Annotated in this window: 1 pseudogene; it reads right to left on the reverse strand. The window is 80.0% G+C overall.

The window, feature by feature from the left end:
* Nucleotides 1-560 (reverse strand): annotated as a pseudogene (locus tag GVN67_RS29160) (hypothetical protein); the annotation flags it as partial.

The following is a 560-nucleotide window of genomic DNA, read 5'->3' on the forward strand; positions in this document are numbered from 1 at the left end:
GGCTGGGCCCGCCCTCGCTGCCGCGCCGTGCTCGGCGCCTGGCTGGGCGCCAGCGCGGCGGGGGCGAGGAAGGCCGGGGTGTCGGCGGCGTCGCTGGCCGCCTCGGCGATCTTGCTGTCGGGGACAGCAAAGACGGGGGCCTGCGCCTGCGCCTGAGCTTGGGTTTCCGCCGTGATGGTGGGCGGCGGCATCGGCGCCGAGGGGGCGGATTCTGCCGGGCGCGAGGCGGGGCCTGCAGATTGTGCCGCGCTGTCCGAGGCCGGCGTGGCGCTGGCCGGCTGCGGCGTGGCGGTGGCGGCCGGCGTGACCGCAACCGCGACCGCGGGCTGCGGCGTGGCGCCGGCGACCAGGCTGGCGATGGCCTCCGGCGCGATCGCCGGCTCGGCCGTGGCCGTGGCGTCCTCGGCGATGGCGAAGCCCTTGCCGCTGGCGGCGACGGGGGGACGCGCGGCCTGCGGCCTGGCCTCGGCGGGCGGCGTCACGGTGGCGGCGACCTGCTGCATCGCGGCCTGCTGCTGGGGCGGGGACAGCGTGGCCTCCGGCTGGGGGGCGGTCGGCGC

Origin of the sequence: Roseomonas sp. 18066 (genome assembly GCF_902706185.1) — a bacterium.
Taxonomy (GTDB): Bacteria; Pseudomonadota; Alphaproteobacteria; order Acetobacterales; family Acetobacteraceae; genus Pseudoroseomonas.